Genomic DNA, 19,728 nt, shown 5'->3' with positions numbered 1-19,728 from the left:
CCTTTCTAGCTGATATTCTGCTGTAAGGTCTGCTGCAACAGCTGCGGCGCAAACTCGGCGGTTACGACACCTTTGCCCATTTGTTCTAACAACACCAGCCGTAACTGACCGTCTATCACCTTTTTATCGACCGACATCAGGTCCATGAACTGTTGCGCAGTCATCCCCTGTGGCGCAGCCACAGGAAGGTTCGCTGCCAACATAATATTGCGGGTACGCTCAACGTCCGCTTCGGTCAGCCAGCCGAGCCGCATCGACAGGTCAGCAGCCATCATTGTTCCTGCTGCAACCGCCTCGCCGTGGAGCCAGTTACCATAGCCCTGATCTGCTTCTATTGCATGACCGAAAGTATGTCCCAGATTCAGCAACGCTCGAATGCCAGATTCTTTCTCGTCAAGGGCAACAATTTCAGCCTTAATCTCACAGGAACGGTAGATCGCCTGAGACAACAGAGCACTATCCCTGGCCATCAGAGCCGACATATTCCGCTCCAGCCAACAGAAAAAGTCATAGTCGTAGATCAGACCGTATTTAATAACTTCGGCCATCCCGGCGGCCAGTTCACGATCAGGTAACGTCGCCAGTACATCAATGCTGGCGAGAACCGCCTGCGGTTGATGAAAAGCACCGATCATATTTTTGCCCAAGGGATGGTTTACTCCGGTTTTACCGCCGACTGATGAGTCAACCTGCGACAATAATGTCGTTGGCACCTGAATAAAGTTAACACCACGCTGATAACTAGCTGCGGCAAACCCGGTCATATCACCAACCACACCACCACCCAGAGCTATCAGCGTAGTGGTTCGGTTATGCCGCTGCTGTAGCAGCGCATCATAGATAGCATTGACCTGCTCGACGGTCTTATATTGCTCACCATCCGGCAGGATCACCTGATCGACCTGAACATCAGGCAAAACGCACTTCAAAGCATCAAGATATAATGGCGCAACAGTATCATTACTGACGATCAGCACCTGATTACCCTTGATATATGGCGCTATCATCTCAGTTTGAAACAGATCCGCACCGATAAAAATAGGATAAGAACGATCACCCAGATCAACATTCAATATTTGAGTATTCATGGTCGTATATCTATCTGATAATCTTTTGTTCGCGAAGATGGGCAACTATGTCAGCAACCACTGCTTTAGGATTACGTCGGTCAGTTTCCACTATAAAATCAGCAACCTGCTGATACAAAGGATCCCTGGACGCCATCAGCTCAGTTAAAACCTGCTGTGGGTTTTCAGTTTGCAACAGCGGTCTGTTTTTATCCCTGGCGGTACGCTCAAGCTGCTGCTCGACGGACGCTTTAAGGTAAACCACAGTGCCTCGGCCCTGCAGACAGGAACGATTCTCAGGACGCATCACGGCACCACCACCAGTGGCCAGCACCTGCCCCTCATCTGAAGTCAGTTGATCGATAATATTGGCTTCGCGATTACGAAAACCGTCTTCACCTTCGACATCGAAGATCCAGGGAATATCCGCCCCGGCTCGCTCTTCGATCACTTTGTCTGAGTCAACAAACTCAAGTTTCAGTTCGTTGGAAAGAAGTCGCCCTATGGTGCTCTTTCCAGCTCCCATAGGGCCTACAAGAAAAATATTCAAAATCTATTTGCCTTACTGATTGGCGAGAGATTCCCGTACCAGCTTTGGTGTAATAAAGATCAGCAGTTCGGACTTACTGTTCTTGGTCTGAGAATTGCGAAATAGCGCTCCGACAACCGGAAGGTCTCCCAGCAGAGGAGTCTTATTTAACACATCACGGGTCTCGTTCTCAAACACACCGCCTAAAACAATGGTCTGGCCATCAGGTACCACTACAGAAGTTTCCAGCTCATTGTTAATAATGCTGATCTCTCCGTTTGGCAACAGATCGCCGACAGAGTCCTTCTTAATTACCAGATCCATCGCGATACGGTCCCCCGGATTGATTCGGGGAGTCACGTCGAGGGACAATACCACATCCTTAAACGCTACGCTCACTTCACCGTCTTCAACGGTCTGATAAGGAATCTCCTGACCGGACTGAATCATCGCCGCTTTACCGTTAGTAGTAACGATCTTAGGTTGCGAGATTACTTCTACCCGACCATCAGTTTCAAGCGCCGACAACTCAAGCTGCAACAGAGAACTACTGCCGCCGGTAATACCTATCGCGACAGAAGTAGGGCTGGTTACTGCTGCGCCCAGATCAACCATTAATCCGCCAGGCACAGTACCCGGACTGGAAACATCGGCAATCGAACCGCCAATCGAGATCGCACTATCGCCGATAGTGTCACCCAAACCAAGTCCCCATTTGATACCCAGATCCTTAGACACATCAGTATTAGCCGTTACCAGACGGGCTTCAATCAATACCTGAGCGACTTCGGTATCAAAGCGACGCAACGTGCTACGAATCTCCTCCATCCGGGAGGCGGTTTCCCGAACCATCAGTACATTGGTCTCGTCATCCGCCAGAATAAAGCCCCGCTCCGAAATCAGTTTGGCCTCATTCAGACGCGCCATCATATCTGAAGACTTACGGAAATCGACCTGAATAAATTCAGTGCGCAAAGGCGACAACTCCTCAACCTGCTTGCTGCTTTCTAACTCAACCCGCTCGCGCTCAGCGATCTCTTCAGCAGTACCGATCAGCAGCACATTACCTACTTCACGCTTATCGAGTTTATTGGTACTCAGAATCAGCTCCAGCGCCTGGTCCCAGGGTACGTTTTTCAGGCGCAGCGTAATATTACCGCCAACCTGATCACTCACTACCAGATTCATTTCAGCCACTTCAGCCAGAATCTGAAGTACTGAGCGGACCTCTACATTCTGAAAATCAAGATCAATCCGCTCTCCGGTGTAAGGGAATTTAGCTTCCTCGATTGCATCTTTTTCAAACTGCGTCAGGGGCTTAAAATCGATCACCAACTGAGTATTGGTCTGATACACCATATAATCATATGGCTCGGCCGTAGGCTTAACCAGAATTGAAGTATTCTCGCCACTGGCCATCGAATCGATAAACATAATCGGTGTGGCAAAATCCTGCACATCGATACGGTTCTGCAAGCTGCCTGAAATATCCACGCCTAACAGGTTAACAACAATATTGTTACCTTCTTCTATAACGTCGACACCGCCCTTATCATCGGAAAGGGATATCACCACCCGACCTGCGCCTTCGCTGGTACGTTCAAAATCAACGCCCTGGACCCGGGTCCTCTCAGGTAAAGCTGATGCAGTAACCTGCTTAGCTAAAGCTGTTTGCTTAGGAGAAGCATCCTGCTTAGCGACCACTGCAGATTTTGTTTGTCCTGCTTGCTCTCCGCCGACAACCAGAAATAAACTATTGCCATCAGCACTCAGATCATAGTTTGCAGCTTCAAACAGTTTCACCACCACTCTTAACCGACCGGCAACCTGGGCATAACTGATACTCTCCACCGCACCATTTTCGACACTCAGCTGACGACTATCCTGAGTATTTTCAACCCCCCACATATCCAACACTAATCGCGCAGGGCTATTCGTCATATAGGATTTAGGGACTGTTGGCGGCACGTCAAAATCGAAACGCACCTCCAACTTACTATTTGGCAATGCGACAAAAGAGGATTTCAACAGCTTCGCGTCAGCAGCATAGACCGACTGACTGAGCATCAGAACCCCGATGAACATCCCCACTACCCGCGTGAGCGCCAAACCAGCTGCTTTGCTCACCTGAATATATCTATTCACAGTATTCACCATCATCGTCATAAATCCATCACTACGCTACGGGGACGTTTCATCCATCCACCCCTGCCATTCGATACAATTTCTACTATTTCCACGCGGCCATTTTTTACGGTAACCACTTCACCGAAATCGAGGCCCATAAAGTCGCCAACCGACACCCGGTGCACCTCACCCTGACCATCCCGGATCAGTGCCCACAAACCGCTACCGCTCTTCACCCCAATGGTGCCAACCATCTTCAGGTTATCCAGCGCAAAACCTTCCAAATACGCCTTAGCACGCTGCTGGTCCGGTTTTATTCCATTATCAGTACCTGACTGGCTAGTGTCATCATCAACCAACTCTATCAGCGCCACCAAAGGCTTAAACGGGCTGCGTAAGCTGGCCCCTTCATAAACAAAGCTATGATAGGGTTTAAACTCGGGCAACGGCTTAACCTTTACACTCTTTTTCTGTTTCTCCTGACTGACAAAGCGGCGCAGATCCTCTGCATCATCGATCCAGACACAACCGCTGCTGCTGATAATCAGAGCAAGCAAAACAGACCAGCGGAAACGACTATTTAGTATCATCATAACGGTATGTCTTCGCACTTATTTTCATTGCCAGGCTTCCACCGGAAGGAGAAATACTATAGTCGTGCAGGGTTACAATTCGCGGTATAGCCGCGACGCCACTGACAAACTGTCCCATCTGATGGTAGGTTCCACTAACCTGAATATTGATCGGTAACTCGATATAAAATTTACTTTTCTTCTCCGCCGCCAATTCAATCTTGGCGATATTCAAGCCACTGGAACGGCCGATATCAGTTATATCCTCGAGTAATCCAGGCACTTCTTTTTCCGTCGGCAACTGTTTCAGCAACTCGGCGAAACGCTCCTCAACATCAGCCATTTGCTGACGCAGCTGAGCCAAACTGGCAACCTGTGTCGTCTTAATCTGCACCTGCTGCCTCAACCCGGCCTCTTTCTTCACTTCCCGGTCGAGACCTTTCTGGATATCACTGATATAGAAATGCAGACCCAGACCAGCAATGATTGCAAATACAAGCAGATAGGCAACGACCTTTACACCGATCGGCCAGTTACCTGCCGCATTGAGATCCAGGTTGTCGGGATCAAATCCGCGAAAGCTATTCTTTATTGTGTTTAATGCCATCTCAGTTCACCTCTTCCAGCTTCGGCTTCAGCACCGGCACGCTGAGGTTGAACTTCTTCATTCCGGAATCATCTGCAACCGTGGACAGGTTTGGCTCACCAAACCAGACGCTGGCATAAATCCGCCGCATCAGGGACGAAACATCGTCACTCTTTTCGGCCCGACCAACCATTCTGATCCGATCGTCCTTACGATCCAGGCTAAGGTAATACACGCCATCCGGCTGCACCCGCACCATCTCATCGAAGCTCCTGACTATAAGCGGCCGGCTCCCCTGCAACTCCTGAATAGCATTCAGGCGATCTAACAGACGCGCCCGGGTTGCCTTCAACTGCTTAATTTCCTTCAGCTGGACATTAAGCTGCGCTATTTCCTGTTTCAGATAATTGTTCCGTGCTTTCTGACGATCCGTCTGCAGATCAAAATAAAAGCCAACCAGAAATACTATAACCGCAGCCAGAAACGCAGCAGCAACGATATTCACAACAAATTGTCGCTGCCTTTCTGTCGCCTGCTCTTCCCGCCAGGCCCTAAGATTTATTCTCGCCATATCTGATCCCTACTGCTCAAAGCATCTCAAAGCAAGGCCGCACGCCTTCACCAGAGTTGGCGCATCCCGTTCCAGCCGGGACGGATTGATTTTCGAATCAACCGCCATACTGACAAACGGATTAGCTGTTTCTGTTATCACCCCAACCTCGGCTTGTAGCTGATCAGCCAAACCGCCGATAGTCGCTGTACCACCCAGCAGGTATAGTTTGCTGAGTTCATTATGGGGTCCTGAAGAATAAAAGAACTGCAACGCCCTGGAGACCTGCTGCGAAACAGTACTTCGAAATGGAATAACCAGGGTTTGCAGGATCTCTTCCGATAATTCTCCGCTCCGTAACTGATGCTCTACTTCTGCAATTGGCATCCCGGACTGTTGATGAATCACGTTGCTCAGATCATTACCGCCAAACGCCTGCTCACGGTTATAAACGATCTCTCCATTCTTAAAAACATTCAGGGTCAACGTCGAGGCGCCGATATCTACCAGTCCGACCAATTCTGAACCGGTTGCAGCTTCAGCCAGCACCAGAGGATAAGCCCGCTCAATACTGAAACGATCGACATCAACCACTTCACACTTCAACCCAGCGCCGTTGATAGCATCTTCCCGCTGTTCAACATCATCCCGGCGACAGGCGACCAGCATTATTTCATTCATTTCCGCGGTACTGTTTTCAACCGGCCCCAGCACTTCAAAATCAAGCGCAACTTCATCCAGTGGATAGGGAATAAAACGGTCAGCTTCCAGCTTAATCTGATCTTCAAGTTCAAACTCAGTGAATGCAGAGCTTAACTCGATCTTTTTGCTGATAACAGCAGAGGAAGGAACCGCCGTTACGGCGTTCTTTAGAGAGCTGCTGCAGAGTTTAACCGCCTTTTCAATAGCTTCAGATACTTGCCCGACATCCTGAACACTGCTATCGATCACCGCCGACGCAGGCAAAGGCACTACACTATAGGAGTCAAGTGCCAGATTTTTACCGCGCTTTGACAACGCTACAAGTTTGACCGACGAAGATCCGATATCGATCCCGACCCATCCCTTTTCCTGCTTATTAAGAAAGCTGAGCACAATAAATAGTCCTTAAATATCCAGCACAGTCCGCCGACTCAGAACCTTATCGCGGAATTGATAAAAATTAAACCACTGTTTCACTAGTGACCAACTGTTTCTTACAGATATAATAGCTCGGCCACAAACAACTTAACTTTAAGCAACTTAGCATGAATATACTGACGACGTTATTGAAACTAGGCTTCAAACTCACCATCTTGAGTTGCTTTATCGGAGCGATCGCGCTTGCTGGTGCATATTATTACTTTGCCCCCAAGCTTCCCGACGTTCAAACGCTGAAAGAAGTTAAACTGCAAACACCGCTGCGCATCTACTCTGCAGATAACGCCCTGATCTCCGAATTCGGAGAAAAGAGGCGATCCCCGATCACCTATGACGAAGTTCCACAAACCTTTGTCAATGCACTACTGGCAGCCGAAGACCGTAATTTTTTCAGCCACGTCGGTATCGACATAAAAGGTCTTGCCAGAGCAGCAGTACAGCTTGCCAGCACCGGCCGCATACAAAGCGGCGGCAGCACAATAACCATGCAGGTAGCTAAGAATTTCTTTCTCAGCAGAGAGCGCTCTTTCGTCCGTAAATTCAACGAAATACTGCTCTCACTACGTATTGAGCAGGAACTTAGCAAGCAGGAAATTTTTGAGCTCTACATTAACAAGATCTACCTGGGCCATCGTTCGTACGGTATCCAGGCCGCCGCCAACATCTATTACGGCAAAAACATCGACCAGCTAAGTGTTGCCCAGTATGCGATGATCGCAGGCTTGCCTAAGGCTCCGTCAGCATACAACCCAATAACTAACCCAAGCCGCGCATTGGAACGCCGTAACTGGATTCTGAAACGCATGCACAGCCTGAGTTTCATTGATGACCAGGCATACGAAACCGCCCGTAGCGAGCCAGTAAGTGCAGAGTACCACGGCACCCAGATAGACCTGTATGCCCCTTATGTCGCAGAAATGGTTCGCAATGAGCTACATCAATATTTTAACGACAACCTATATACAGACGGCTTGCGAGTATTCACTACACTCAACAGCCAGATGCAAACAGCCGCCAATACCGCCGTCGAAAACGGCCTGCTCGCCTACACAGAACGCCACGGATATTACGGCGCCGAAAGCAAACTAGATAACATCAGTCCGGAAAACATTTCCGAGCAACTTAAAAAACAGCGAATTTTCGGCCCACTACAACCCGCAATAGTTACCAGTATTGATAAGCAACAGGCAACGATACGCCTCAAAGATGGCACCAGCACCACACTGAAATGGACTAACCTGAAATGGGCCAGGGAATACAAAGGACCAAACCGGTTAGGCAAAAAGCCCAAGAAGGCCGCTGACATTCTCAACAAGGGTGATCTGATACGCGTTCGTCAACTCGAAGATAAAAACTGGCGACTAGCACAAATCCCACGTGTACAGGGCGCCTTCACAGCACTATCACCCAAGGATGGAGCCATTAAAGCATTAGTCGGTGGATTTAACTTCAATCACAATAAGTTTAATCGCGCGACCCAGGCACAACGTCAACCCGGTTCAAACCTGAAACCGTTCATCTACGCTTCTGCGCTTGAACAGGGTTTTACACCCGCCACAATGATCAATGACGCACCTGTTGTATTTCATGACAACAACCTGGAAGCCAGCTGGCGACCGGAGAACTACAGTAAAAAGTTCTACGGCCCAACACGCCTTCGGGAAGCCCTGTACAAGTCACGCAATCTGGTTTCGATCCGTATCCTTCGCTCTATTGGAATCGATACAGCAACTGAATTCCTGACCCGGTTTGGCTTCGATAAAAGCCGCCTGCCGCGCAACCTGTCTTTATCTCTCGGCAGCGCTGATATCACACCGCTTGAGCTGGTAACAGGTTATGCAGGTCTGGCCAACCAGGGATTCAAGGTACAACCTTACTTTATCAGTCGCATTGAAGATTCATCAGGCAACCTGCTCTATGCCGCACAACCAGCCCGCGTCTGCCCGGATTGTTACTACCAGCCAGCTCAGCAACTGGCACCAAGCAAGTTCTCTGACATTCAGCTGAACAACAAGCATCCAGACGCAGAAGACAACAGCCAGCCAGCAAGCACGCCGACAATCACTGAACAAGCTGCAGAAGCAGCTATTGCACAAGACGCAATACAAGCAGCCCCCCCTGCAGGCAGCCAGATCACATCAGCACCACTGGCCCCACGAATTATGGCTCCCAACACTGCTTACATGATTTACAACATCATGCAGGATGTTATCACCCAGGGCACAGGGCGCCGTGCTCAGTCATTGAAGCGGACCGATCTTGCAGGCAAGACCGGCACCACCAACGATCAGAAAGACGCCTGGTTCTCCGGCTTCAACCGCGACCTTGTCGCCACCGCCTGGGTGGGCTTTGACCAGCCATCAACTCTGGGACGAAGCGAATTCGGCGGCACCGCAGCACTGCCAATCTGGATCGATTTCATGCAAACGGCACTCAGCAACAGTCCTGATCAGCCAACACCTCAACCTGACGATATCGTCAGTGTAAAGATCGATCCTAAAACTGGACTGCTAGCCTATCCGGGTCAGGAAAACGCAATATTTGAGTTATTCCCGGAGGAAAGCGCGCCAACAGAAGTAGCACGCAACCCAGGACTGCCCAATACTGCCGACAGCAACCAGACCGACGAAATTTTTTAAAGCGCCAATTAGGCCCGCGGAACAGTAAAACAGAATGCAGACACAAAAAACCCGGCTAATGCCGGGTTTTTTTATTGCTCGCTGATTATTACTTCAGCAACGCATCAACAGTTGTCAGCGGGTAATGAGCCGGCAGTGGCAGACGCGCCACACCAGAGTCGCATACAACCCTGAGCAACCTGGCACTGCGGAAAAAACCAGACCAGCCAGATCATCTAAACTGCCACTGGATACAACAGAATCACACTAAACAAACCCCAGATACAAAAAACCCGGCTAATGCCGGGTTTTTTTATTGCTCGCTGATTATTACTTCAGCAACGCATCAACAGTTGTCAGCGGGTAATGAGCCGGCAGTGGCAGACGCGCCACACCAGAATCGATCGCAGCCTGAGCAACAGCACCAGACACAGCACCCAACAGACGAGTATCAGTCGGTTTAGGAATGATGTATTCACGACCGAATTCCAGAGAATCCAGCTCATAAGCATCCAGCACGTCCTGTGGTACAGGCTGCTTAGCCAGTTCAGCCAGCGCCAGTACTGCAGCCGCCTTCATCTCTTCATTGATAGCAGAAGCGCGAACATCCAGCGCACCACGGAAGATGAACGGGAAGCCCAGTACGTTATTCACCTGGTTAGGGAAGTCAGAACGACCTGTTGCCATGATCACATCATCACGGGTCTCATGAGCCAGTTCAGGACGGATCTCTGGATCTGGGTTTGCGCATGCGAATACAACAGGACTAGAAGCCATTTTGCTCAATTGCTCAGCAGAAAGCAGGTTTGGACCGGACAGACCAACAAATACGTCAGCACCTTCGATCGCATCATCCAGCGTACGCTTGTCAGTCTCAGAAGCGAAAGCCGCTTTCTGTGGCGTCAGGTTATCACGACCAGAATGGATAACACCGGTACGGTCGATCATGTAAATATTTTCGACCTTAGCACCCATGTTCACCAGCAATGTCATACAGGCGTGCGCAGCAGCACCGGCACCCAGACACACGATAGAAGCTTCTTCCAGCTTCTTACCAGCAATTTCCAAAGCGTTGATCATACCGGCTGCAGTTACAATCGCAGTACCGTGCTGATCATCATGGAATACAGGAATCTTGCAACGCTCAATCAGCGCGCGCTCAACTTCGAAGCATTCAGGAGCTTTAATATCTTCCAGGTTAATACCACCGAAAGTATCTGCGATACGGGCAACAGTATCGATCAGCGCCTGCGGGCTTTCAGAGTCAACTTCGATATCGATAGAGTCAACGCCTGCAAACTTCTTGAACAGCAGGGACTTACCCTCCATAACAGGCTTAGAAGCCAGAGGCCCCAGGTCACCCAGACCCAGAATCGCACTACCATTAGAAATAACAGCTACCAGGTTACCTTTTGCAGTATAACGGTAAGCATCATCAGGATTTTCTGCTATAGCGCGTACAGGCTCAGCAACACCCGGGCTATACGCCAGTGCCAGATCACGGGCAGACGCAGCAGAAGTACTCAGCTCAACACTGATTTTACCTGGGCGAGGAAACTCGTGATAATCGAGTGCAGCTTGTTTCATATCTTCAGACATTGTCGCGGTTCCAACTAATTATAAAAATACGGACTTGGCATCATATAGAAAAGCATCGACCCACTCAACACGAAAAACAGCCCAAAAACCTGATAAAAACAGGATATTCAGTGCATTTTCTACTACTTTTGAGGGGTTAAACAGAATTTACTGAAGATGGAAACAGCGAAATCAGGGGATCCAACTAGTTATCCCAAAGTTTAATAAAAATCAGCCTGTATTGACCAGAAACAAAAAAGGCACCCGATTGGGTGCCTTTTTCAGAACGCGTTAAGCCAGAATTACTTCTTAAGGCCGCGACCACCGAAACGCTTGTTGAAGCGATCAACACGACCACCGGTAGTAGCATCTTTCTGCTTACCAGTGTAGAAAGGGTGACAAGCGCTGCACACATCAAGGTGCATATCTTTACCCAGAGTAGAGCGAGTCTTAACAACATTACCGCAAGAGCAGGTAGCGCTCATCTCTGTGTATTCAGGATGGATTCCGTTTTTCATTTTAAACCTCAGTATTTTTGGTATGCCGCCACCCGATCTTGTGCCGGGCACCGCACCCAGGCATTGCTGCCTTATGGGATCAAGGCCGCGCATTATACGCAGACTCGAACCGCACAGCAAGAGAAGGAACAAACAAGTCCGATATATTCCCTTTAAGCCAGGACTTACGGGCTGGCTAGCACCTCCCCAGGCATTTATCCCAGACTTAAAACAACTTAAACTGGGCGCCATCTGTAACCTTGGACAACGACCCGATGCCATTTCTTCGCCTGGCGATCCCTACCCCTTTGCGCCGCTTGTTTGACTACCTGCCACCAGAAGGCTGTAGCATTGAACAGCTGCAGCCCGGGGTCCGGGTAATGGTGCCTTTTGGCAGGCGCCAGCTGGTCGGGGTATTAATGGAGGTCGTTGAACAGAGCGACGTTCCTATAGCTAAAATGAAGCCCGCTATCGCAATATTGGATGCCACACCACCGCTGCCACCTCAGTTATTCAAACTGGCACGTTGGGGCGCCAGCTACTATCAACACCCGATTGGCGAAGCGATCAGCCAGGCACTACCGGTACTATTAAGGAAAGGCGACCCTTGCGAGTATGCCCATGAACATCTGTGGCGCGCAGCAAAAGGCGCTGAAATCAACAAACTATCAGGCAGCGCGGTCAGGCAAAAAGAATTACTGCAACTTCTTATTGAACATCCTAAAGGTATCAGCAGCGATGCCATCCGGGCCGAAGGCGGCCAGACCAGCCTGTTAAAAAAGCTCGAAGCTAAAGACCTCGCAGAATCATTCATTCACCATCCAAACACTGAGCGGCAGATCCGCGAACCGCTGCATGAAGCACCATTAACCCTGAACCCGGAACAGCAAGAAGCCCTTCGACAGATCATTGCGGAAGATAAATTCAAGCCCTTTTTGCTACTGGGAATCACCGGCTCAGGTAAGACCGAGGTTTACCTGCAGGCCATAGAGAAGGTAATCCGGGAAGGTAAGCAAGCATTGGTTCTGGTACCGGAGATAGGCCTGACACCACAGACAACCGCCCGTTTCAAAGCCCGTTTTAATCTGCCAATAGTTGCCCTGCACTCCAATATGACCGACCGCCAACGATTGGATGCATGGCTGCAGGCGCGGGAAGGTATCGCGAAAATAATTATTGGTACCCGTTCTGCCATATTCACACCATTGCAACACCCCGGCATCATCATTATCGACGAAGAGCACGACAACTCTTTCAAACAACAGGAAGGCTATCGCTACTCCGCCCGGGACTTGGCAGTCATGCGCGCCAGCTATGAAAATATACCGGTGATCCTCGGCAGCGCGACACCCTCAATCGAAAGCCTGCACAATGCCCAGCAGGGGCGCTACCAATGGCTTCGACTCACCCAGCGCGCAGGCAACGCCCTTCCTCCAAAATTCGAGTTACTGGACATTCGCCAATCGGCACTGCAAGACGGACTCTCCAGCGAGCTTATCGGACAAATTGGCCAGCACCTGCAACAGGGCACCCAGGTATTGGTATTTCTCAATCGCCGTGGCTTTGCCCCCACATTGATGTGTCACGATTGCGGCTGGCTGGCCGATTGTCGTCGCTGCGATGCGCATATGACATTGCATCGCAAACCACTGCATCTGCACTGTCATCACTGCGACAGCCAACGACCGGTACCCAAAGCATGCGATAACTGTGGCAGCGACGAACTGAAGCCGGTTGGCGCAGGCACCGAACGCACCGAAGAAGCCCTGTTAAAGCTGTTCCCGGGATTTCCGGTGGTACGGGTTGATCGGGATACCACACAGCGCAAAAACGCCATGCAACAGATTATGGAGCAGATTCACCAGGGTGATCCCTGCATTCTGGTCGGCACCCAGATGCTGGCCAAAGGCCACCACTTCCCGAAAGTCACACTGGTCGCCATCCTTAATTCCGATAGCGGCCTGTTCAGCGCCGACTTCCGGGGTATGGAACGCACCGCGCAACTCATTCTCCAGGTAGCCGGACGTGCTGGACGTGCCGACCATCCGGGTAAAGTCGTCATGCAAACTCATCATGCCGACCACCCGATCATCAACAGCCTGGTCAGCGAGGGTTATCTTGAATTTGCCCGCCAGGAGTTAGCACAACGCCAGGCCGCACAGCTACCTCCACTAACTAACTGCGCACTATTAAGAGCCGAGGCTAATCACCAAAGCACCGCCGAACGATTACTGCGTCAGGTAAGAGAGGACCTGGAAGAAGATATCCTTCAGCCTCAAGGAGTGCAGTGGCTTGGTCCTTTTCCGTCACCAATGGAGAAGAGGGCAGGTCAGTTCCGGGCTCAGCTGGTATTGCAGTGCCCTGATCGCAAAGCGCTGCACCGGCAACTTATCGCCCTGACCCATTATATGGAAGCTAACCCACTATCACGCAAAATACGCTGGTCGCTGGATGTTGACCCGGTCGATATGTTTTAACACTCAGGTAACTACCCCGATATAAAACATACCCATAAAAACCAGCCCTTATCAATTGCGATCAGGGCTTAACAAAACCCTCACAACAAGGGATAATACGCGGTCCTTAAATTTCAAGCTTTCCGTTCCCCTGAAAAACAACCGGTAACAGTATTCCATCATGAAACAACATATTGCGGATTTAATTAATACAGCCCTCACCACACTGATTGAAGACGGCACTTTGCCGGCCGATATTCAGCCCCGCATTATGGTGGAAAACACCCGCGACAAGAGCCATGGTGACTTTGCTTCCAATGTTGCACTGACTCTGGCAAAAGCAGCAAAATCCAACCCGCGTGCGTTATCTCAGAAAATTTGCGATAACCTGCCTCAATCCGACATTCTGAATCGTACAGAGATCGCAGGTCCCGGTTTTATCAACTTTTTTGTTAACAGTGCCTCTACCGCACAGGTTGTTAGCCAGATTCTCGAACAGGGCGAACAGTTTGGCCGTCAGCCAGCCAACTCAAACGACAAAGTTCAGGTTGAGTTTGTATCAGCCAACCCGACCGGTCCTCTGCATGTAGGCCACGGTCGTGGCGCAGCGTACGGTGCCACTGTTGCCGATCTGTTGCAGGCCGCAGGCTTCGATGTAGAACGCGAATATTATGTCAACGACGCTGGCCGTCAGATGAACATCCTCGGTACCAGCGTTTGGTTACGCTATCTGGAAAAGTGTGGCGAGCAGATCACCTTTCCCAGCAACGGCTATAAGGGCGCTTATATACACACTATCGCGGCACAGCTTTTTGAGAATAACGGTAACAAGTTTCAACGCCCGGTAGCGGATGTTTTTGCCGACATTCCTGCTGATGAGCCGGTCGGCGGCGACAAGGATCTGCATATCGACGCCCTGATCGAACGCGCGCAGAGCCTGTTAGGTGACGAAGGCTACGGTATTGTTTTCGATGCTGGCCTTAACAGCATTCGCGATGATATCTGTGATGACCTGGGCCAGTTCGGCGTAAACTACCAGAACTGGTTCTCCGAACGCTCTCTGACCTCCACCGGAGATGTTGATCGCGCCCTGCAAAGCCTGATCGACAAAGGGCACATCTACGAGAGCGAGGAAGATGGCAACCTGTGGTTCCGCTCAACCGATTTCGGCGACGACAAAGATCGGGTAGTCAAGCGCGCCAATGGCCAGACTACCTACTTCGCGTCTGACATCGCTTATCATATGAACAAGTTTGAACGCGGCTTCGATAAAGTGATCAACATCTGGGGCGCCGACCACCATGGTTATATCACCCGGGTTAAAGCGGCTATTCAGGCACTGGGCTACAACCCGGATAACCTGATTGTGAAGCTGGTTCAGTTCGCCATTCTTTACCGTGGCCAGGAACGGGTGCAGATGTCCACCCGTAGCGGTTCATTCGTAACCCTGCGCGAGCTGCGCGAAGAAGTAGGCGCCGATGCCTGCCGCTTCTTCTACGTGACCCGCAAAGCCGATCAGCATATGGACTTCGACCTGGAACTGGCTAAGTCAGAATCCAAAGATAACCCGGTCTACTATATTCAGTATGCTCACGCCCGTGTTTGCAGCGTGCTGCGTAAACTGGAAGAACAGTCTCTGGCCTGGGATCAGGAAGATGGTTTGAGCAATCTTGCCCTGCTGGACACGGAACACGAGAAAGACCTGATCACCAAGCTATCCAAGTATCCGGAAGTACTGCAAAACGCTGCGGTTAACTATGAGCCTCATGCGCTGGCAAACTATCTGCGCGAACTGGCTGGTGATTACCATACTTACTACAACTCTAATAAAATGATCATCGAAGACACCGCTCTGCGTAACGCCCGCATCACCCTGAGCGTCGCTGCCCGTCAGATTCTGGCAAACGGCCTGGCCCTGCTGGGTGTAACCGCACCGGAGCAGATGTAACCGATGGCACCCAGGGACTACGCGAAAAAGAAGCGCAGCAAATCATCTGCCAGCCCTGCCGGCAGAAAAAAGAGCGCGCCACCTAAGCGCTCTTTCCCTTTGATTCGCGTAGTCCTTAGCTTGCTTTTTCTGGTCGGCTTCGGCTACGCCCTGGTACAACTGACCAGCGTATCTCCGGATCCGCAAGCCAACGACAAACAAGCGGCAGGCAGCAATGCTAAGCAGGCTCCGGTAAGCAAACCGCAGCAAGTAACAACCAAACCAGCAGAGAAACCTACTCCTAAGCCGGCACAAAAAACAGCCAGTCAGACAAAAGTCACAACGCCGTCAGCAGATACAACCGTTACACCGGTAGAAGACAAATCAGAACGCTTCGAGTTCTATCGCATGCTCAAAGAGAGCGAAGTCGATACCACCAATGTCGAGCCTTACAAATCGACGCCTAAAGATGCTAAATCTCAACATACCTATGTACTGCAGACCGGCTCCTTTCAGAACGCCAGTGACGCGGAACGAATGCGTGCCCGACTAATTCTCGAAGGACTGCCCGGCGTGCATACCCGTAAGGTAACCAATAGTAACGGCTCACTCTGGTACCAGGTCAGAGTCGGCCCTTTCGACAACCGATCGCTGCTCAATAAAGCCCAGGATCGGCTTGCCCGGATGAACATCCAGCCCCTGTTGCGCCAGATCGATTAGACAGCGTTAAGCTCACCCCGCAGATCTGCTAACTACACCGGCCAGCCAGACGATCTGCTTTATCTTTACGCCAGCCTTGAAATCCTGACTGTCAGTCCCATATCTATATCAAATTCATTGAACTGATACGGGATCGATAACCCCATGACCACCATTGTTTCTGTACGCCGTGACGACCAGGTTGTAGTCGGCGGTGATGGCCAGGTTTCACTTGGCAACACTGTGATGAAAGGCACCGCCCGCAAGGTTCGACGCCTGCCTAAACACGATGTCATTACCGGCTTTGCAGGCAGCACCGCCGATGCTATCACTCTGCTGGACCTGTTCGAGCAGCAGCTGGAAAAACATCAGGGCAATATCTTTAATGCGGTTGTCGGTCTGGCCCGTGAATGGCGCACCGACCGGGCCCTGCGCAAGCTGGAAGCCCTGATGTTGGTTGCCAACAGCGAGAAAACGTATCTGATCTCAGGCAGCGGCGATATTATCGAACCTGAAGATGGCGTTATCGCTATCGGTTCCGGTGGTAATTACGCTCTGGCAGCAGCCCGCGCCCTGGTCGACAACAGCCAGCTGAATGCCCGCGAGATCGTCGAGAAAAGCCTGCAGATCGCTGCCGATATCTGCGTCTTCACCAATGCCAACCTGACAGTTGAGCAGCTGGAATCTAACGTGTCATCTGACGTTTCCCCTAACGTTTAATAAATCCGGCTGGCTGACTAACTGATCTGGAGATCTGATCCAATGTCTAATATGACTCCCCGTGAAATCGTTTCTGAACTGGACCGCCACATTATCGGTCAGGACGATGCCAAGCGTTCCGTCGCTATCGCACTGCGCAACCGCTGGCGCCGGATGCAGCTCGACGCTGAATTGCGCGTTGAAGTAACACCTAAGAACATCCTGATGATCGGCCCGACCGGTGTCGGTAAAACCGAAATCGCCCGCCGTCTGGCGAAACTGGCCAACGCCCCCTTTATTAAGATTGAAGCCACCAAGTTTACCGAAGTTGGCTACGTTGGACGCGACGTTGAGACGATTATCCGCGACCTGATGGATATGGCGGTTAAGATGCTGCGCGAACAGGAGATGGAGAAAGTTCGTTTCCGCGCTGAAGATGCCGCTGAAGAGCGTATCCTTGATGCTCTGTTACCACCAGCACGACCAACCAACTTTGACCAGAAGCCTGAAGTTAAAGAGGACAGCGCAACCCGGCAACTGCTACGCAAGCAGCTACGCGAAGGCAAACTGGACGATAAAGAGATTGATATCGAACTGAGCCAGTCTCAAATGGGCGTGGAAATAATGGCGCCTCCCGGCATGGAAGAGATGACCAGCCAGCTGCAAAACATGTTCTCTAACATGGGCAACAGTCAGACGAAAAGCCGTCGAATAAAAGTTTCGGACGCACTGAAACAGTCGATCGACGAAGAAGCCGCAAGAATGGTCAACGACGAAGACCTGAAACAGATGGCTATCGATTCGGTCGAGCAAAACGGTATCGTCTTCCTCGATGAGATCGATAAAGTCTGCAAGCGCGAAGGTACAGGTGCCGACGTTTCTCGCGAAGGGGTTCAGCGCGACCTGCTGCCACTGATCGAAGGCAGCACCGTTTCCACCAAGTACGGCATGATTAAAACCGATCATATTCTGTTTATCGCTTCAGGTGCATTCCACCTGGCCAAGCCGTCCGACCTGATCCCGGAACTGCAGGGTCGTCTGCCGATCAGAGTCGAGCTCAACGCCCTGACACCGGATGATTTCCGTCGTATCCTGACCGAACCAAGCGCGTCCCTGACTGAGCAATACCGGGCGCTGCTGGCGACTGAAGGCGTAACTGTTGAATTCAGCGAAGAAGGCATTAGCCGTATCGCCGAGCTGGCGTATCAGGTCAATGAGAAAACTGAAAATATCGGAGCCCGTCGTCTGCATACGATGATGGAACGCCTGTTGGAAGAGATCTCATTCACTGCGGCAGATAAATCGGGCCAGTCGATCTCCATCGATACCGATTACGTCAATCAGTATCTGGCGGAACTGAGCCAGGACGAAGATCTAAGCCACTACATTCTGTAATTAACCCGCAGGTGGAGCAAAACAGTCCGTTTTGTTCCACCATCGGAGGCCTAAAATGGCACAAACCCCGCTCCCCCAGGATATTAAGTTACACACAAAATCCCGCACCCTTGAGCTGATCTACAGTGATAGCGAAAATTTTGAACTGACCGCTGAGTACCTGCGGGTTCACTCGCCTTCAGCTGAAGTACGTGGTCATGGTCGTGGTAACGGCGTACTGCAAACCGGTAAGCAACTGGTTGGCATCAAAGGTCTTGAGCCTTCTGGCAACTATGCATTGAAGATAATCTTTGATGATGGTCACGACAGCGGCCTGTATACCTGGGAATATTTATACGACCTCTGCCATAATCACGACCAGTACTGGAACAGTTACCTCAAGGCACTTGAGGAGGCGGGCGAAACCCGCAATCACAATATGATCGCCAAAGGTTAATTTCCGGCAAAGACAAACCAGCAGCGTCCGGGTAGAATGCGCCTACGCTAAATCGCAGATAACAGGTTACCCATGACTGACCAGAAAGACACACAGGGCAAAACCCACTTCGGCTACAGACAGGTTGATGTAGAAGACAAGCAGGCCAAAGTTGCCGATGTATTCCATTCCGTAGCCAATAAATACGATGTGATGAACGATCTGATGTCCGGTGGTGTGCACCGCATATGGAAACGACTGACGATCGAGCAAAGTGGTGTTCGCCGTGGCCATAAAGTGCTGGATATCGCCGGCGGCACCGGCGACCTGACCATGCGTTTCTCTCGCCTGGTAGGCCCTGAAGGTAAAGTGGTTCTTGCCGACATCAATGACTCAATGCTGAAAGTGGGCCGTGACCGCCTGCTGGATCGAGGCATCACCGGCAATGTTGAGTTTGTTCAGGCAAACGCTGAAGAGCTGCCGTTCCCGGATAACACCTTCGACTGCATCACCATCGCTTTCGGCCTGCGTAACGTCACCCACAAGGACCGTGCGCTGGCTTCTATGGCCCGTGTACTTAAGCCTGGCGGCAAAGTGATGGTGCTGGAGTTTTCCAAGACTGATAATCCTCTGCTGACTAAAGCATACGATTTTTATTCTTTCAGCCTGCTGCCAAAAATTGGCAAACTGATCGCCGGCGATGAAGAAAGTTATCGCTATCTGGCGGAATCGATTCGTATGCATCCGGATCAGGAAACCCTGAAACAGATGATGGAAGAGGCCGGTTTGGTACAGTGTAAATTCCAGAATATGACCGGCGGCATTGTCGCGCTGCATACCGGCATTAAGCCTTAACCGGCGGACTGTTTGACG

At 50.8% G+C, this 19,728-nt stretch carries 17 protein-coding genes; 8 read left to right on the top strand and 9 right to left on the bottom strand.

What is annotated here, in order from left to right:
* Window positions 1-5 precede the first annotated feature (5 nt).
* Genes aroB through pilM form a run of 7 tightly spaced genes read right to left on the bottom strand, consistent with a single transcriptional unit; the run spans window position 6 to window position 6,526 of the window.
* The gene (gene aroB / locus ACQUQM_RS20585) at window positions 6-1,088 is read right to left on the bottom strand and encodes a 3-dehydroquinate synthase (protein WP_432471743.1); all 1,083 of its coding nucleotides are present in this window, start codon (window positions 1,086-1,088) and stop codon (window positions 6-8) included.
* Between the two features lie 10 nt (window positions 1,089-1,098).
* On the bottom strand, window positions 1,099-1,617 hold the full coding sequence (gene aroK / locus ACQUQM_RS20580) for a shikimate kinase AroK (protein WP_432471742.1): 519 nt from the start codon (window positions 1,615-1,617) through the stop codon (window positions 1,099-1,101).
* Window positions 1,618-1,629: 12 nt separating this feature from the next.
* Entirely contained in the window at window positions 1,630-3,741 is a 2,112-nt protein-coding gene (gene pilQ, locus ACQUQM_RS20575) for a type IV pilus secretin PilQ (RefSeq protein ID WP_432471741.1), read from the bottom strand.
* Window positions 3,742-3,758: 17 nt separating this feature from the next.
* Complete coding sequence (locus tag ACQUQM_RS20570; protein WP_432471740.1) at window positions 3,759-4,316, bottom strand: pilus assembly protein PilP; 558 nt, start codon at window positions 4,314-4,316, stop codon at window positions 3,759-3,761.
* Complete coding sequence (locus tag ACQUQM_RS20565) at window positions 4,300-4,902, bottom strand: type 4a pilus biogenesis protein PilO (protein WP_432471739.1); 603 nt, start codon at window positions 4,900-4,902, stop codon at window positions 4,300-4,302. The genes ACQUQM_RS20570 and ACQUQM_RS20565 overlap by 17 nt, the downstream gene beginning before the upstream one ends.
* Before the next feature lies 1 nt (window position 4,903).
* Complete coding sequence (locus tag ACQUQM_RS20560; RefSeq protein ID WP_432471738.1) at window positions 4,904-5,452, bottom strand: PilN domain-containing protein; 549 nt, start codon at window positions 5,450-5,452, stop codon at window positions 4,904-4,906.
* Window positions 5,453-5,461: 9 nt separating this feature from the next.
* A complete protein-coding gene (pilM, locus tag ACQUQM_RS20555; RefSeq protein WP_432471737.1) occupies window positions 5,462-6,526 on the bottom strand; it encodes a type IV pilus assembly protein PilM in 1,065 nt (354 codons plus the stop codon).
* A 152-nt stretch (window positions 6,527-6,678) separates the two neighbouring features.
* Between pilM and ACQUQM_RS20550 the strand changes: the two genes are divergently transcribed.
* Window positions 6,679-9,210: a penicillin-binding protein 1A gene (locus tag ACQUQM_RS20550; protein WP_432471736.1), complete on the top strand. Its 2,532-nt coding sequence runs from the start codon at window positions 6,679-6,681 to the stop codon at window positions 9,208-9,210.
* 309 nt (window positions 9,211-9,519) lie between these two features.
* Here ACQUQM_RS20550 and ACQUQM_RS20545 read toward each other — a convergent pair whose 3' ends face one another.
* Complete coding sequence (locus ACQUQM_RS20545; protein ID WP_432471735.1) at window positions 9,520-10,788, bottom strand: malic enzyme-like NAD(P)-binding protein; 1,269 nt, start codon at window positions 10,786-10,788, stop codon at window positions 9,520-9,522.
* Between the two features lie 281 nt (window positions 10,789-11,069).
* Window positions 11,070-11,285, bottom strand: coding sequence for a 50S ribosomal protein L31 (gene rpmE / locus ACQUQM_RS20540; RefSeq protein WP_432471734.1), 216 nt, complete (start codon window positions 11,283-11,285; stop codon window positions 11,070-11,072).
* A gap of 254 nt (window positions 11,286-11,539) precedes the next feature.
* Between rpmE and ACQUQM_RS20535 the strand changes: the two genes are divergently transcribed.
* From ACQUQM_RS20535 to ubiE, 7 genes are all read left to right on the top strand, one after another.
* Window positions 11,540-13,741 (top strand): primosomal protein N', encoded by a 2,202-nt coding sequence (locus ACQUQM_RS20535; RefSeq protein WP_432471733.1) that lies wholly within the window; start codon window positions 11,540-11,542, stop codon window positions 13,739-13,741.
* Between the two features lie 160 nt (window positions 13,742-13,901).
* A complete protein-coding gene (gene argS, locus ACQUQM_RS20530) occupies window positions 13,902-15,668 on the top strand; it encodes an arginine--tRNA ligase (RefSeq protein WP_432471732.1) in 1,767 nt (588 codons plus the stop codon).
* Window positions 15,669-15,671: 3 nt separating this feature from the next.
* Entirely contained in the window at window positions 15,672-16,367 is a 696-nt protein-coding gene (locus ACQUQM_RS20525) for an SPOR domain-containing protein (protein WP_432471731.1), read from the top strand.
* A gap of 144 nt (window positions 16,368-16,511) precedes the next feature.
* Entirely contained in the window at window positions 16,512-17,066 is a 555-nt protein-coding gene (gene hslV, locus ACQUQM_RS20520; RefSeq protein ID WP_432471730.1) for an ATP-dependent protease subunit HslV, read from the top strand.
* Between the two features lie 42 nt (window positions 17,067-17,108).
* The gene (hslU, locus tag ACQUQM_RS20515) at window positions 17,109-18,440 is read left to right on the top strand and encodes an ATP-dependent protease ATPase subunit HslU (protein WP_432471729.1); all 1,332 of its coding nucleotides are present in this window, start codon (window positions 17,109-17,111) and stop codon (window positions 18,438-18,440) included.
* Window positions 18,441-18,495: 55 nt separating this feature from the next.
* Entirely contained in the window at window positions 18,496-18,876 is a 381-nt protein-coding gene (locus tag ACQUQM_RS20510) for a gamma-butyrobetaine hydroxylase-like domain-containing protein (RefSeq protein WP_432471728.1), read from the top strand.
* 72 nt (window positions 18,877-18,948) lie between these two features.
* A complete protein-coding gene (gene ubiE, locus ACQUQM_RS20505) occupies window positions 18,949-19,710 on the top strand; it encodes a bifunctional demethylmenaquinone methyltransferase/2-methoxy-6-polyprenyl-1,4-benzoquinol methylase UbiE (RefSeq protein WP_432471727.1) in 762 nt (253 codons plus the stop codon).
* Window positions 19,711-19,728 lie beyond the last annotated feature (18 nt).

This window comes from Amphritea sp. HPY, from assembly GCF_050870985.1.
Lineage (GTDB): Bacteria > Pseudomonadota > Gammaproteobacteria > Pseudomonadales > Balneatricaceae > Amphritea.
The sequence above is the reverse complement of the archived record's forward strand: the minus strand, read 5'-3'. Positions and strand labels throughout refer to the sequence as shown.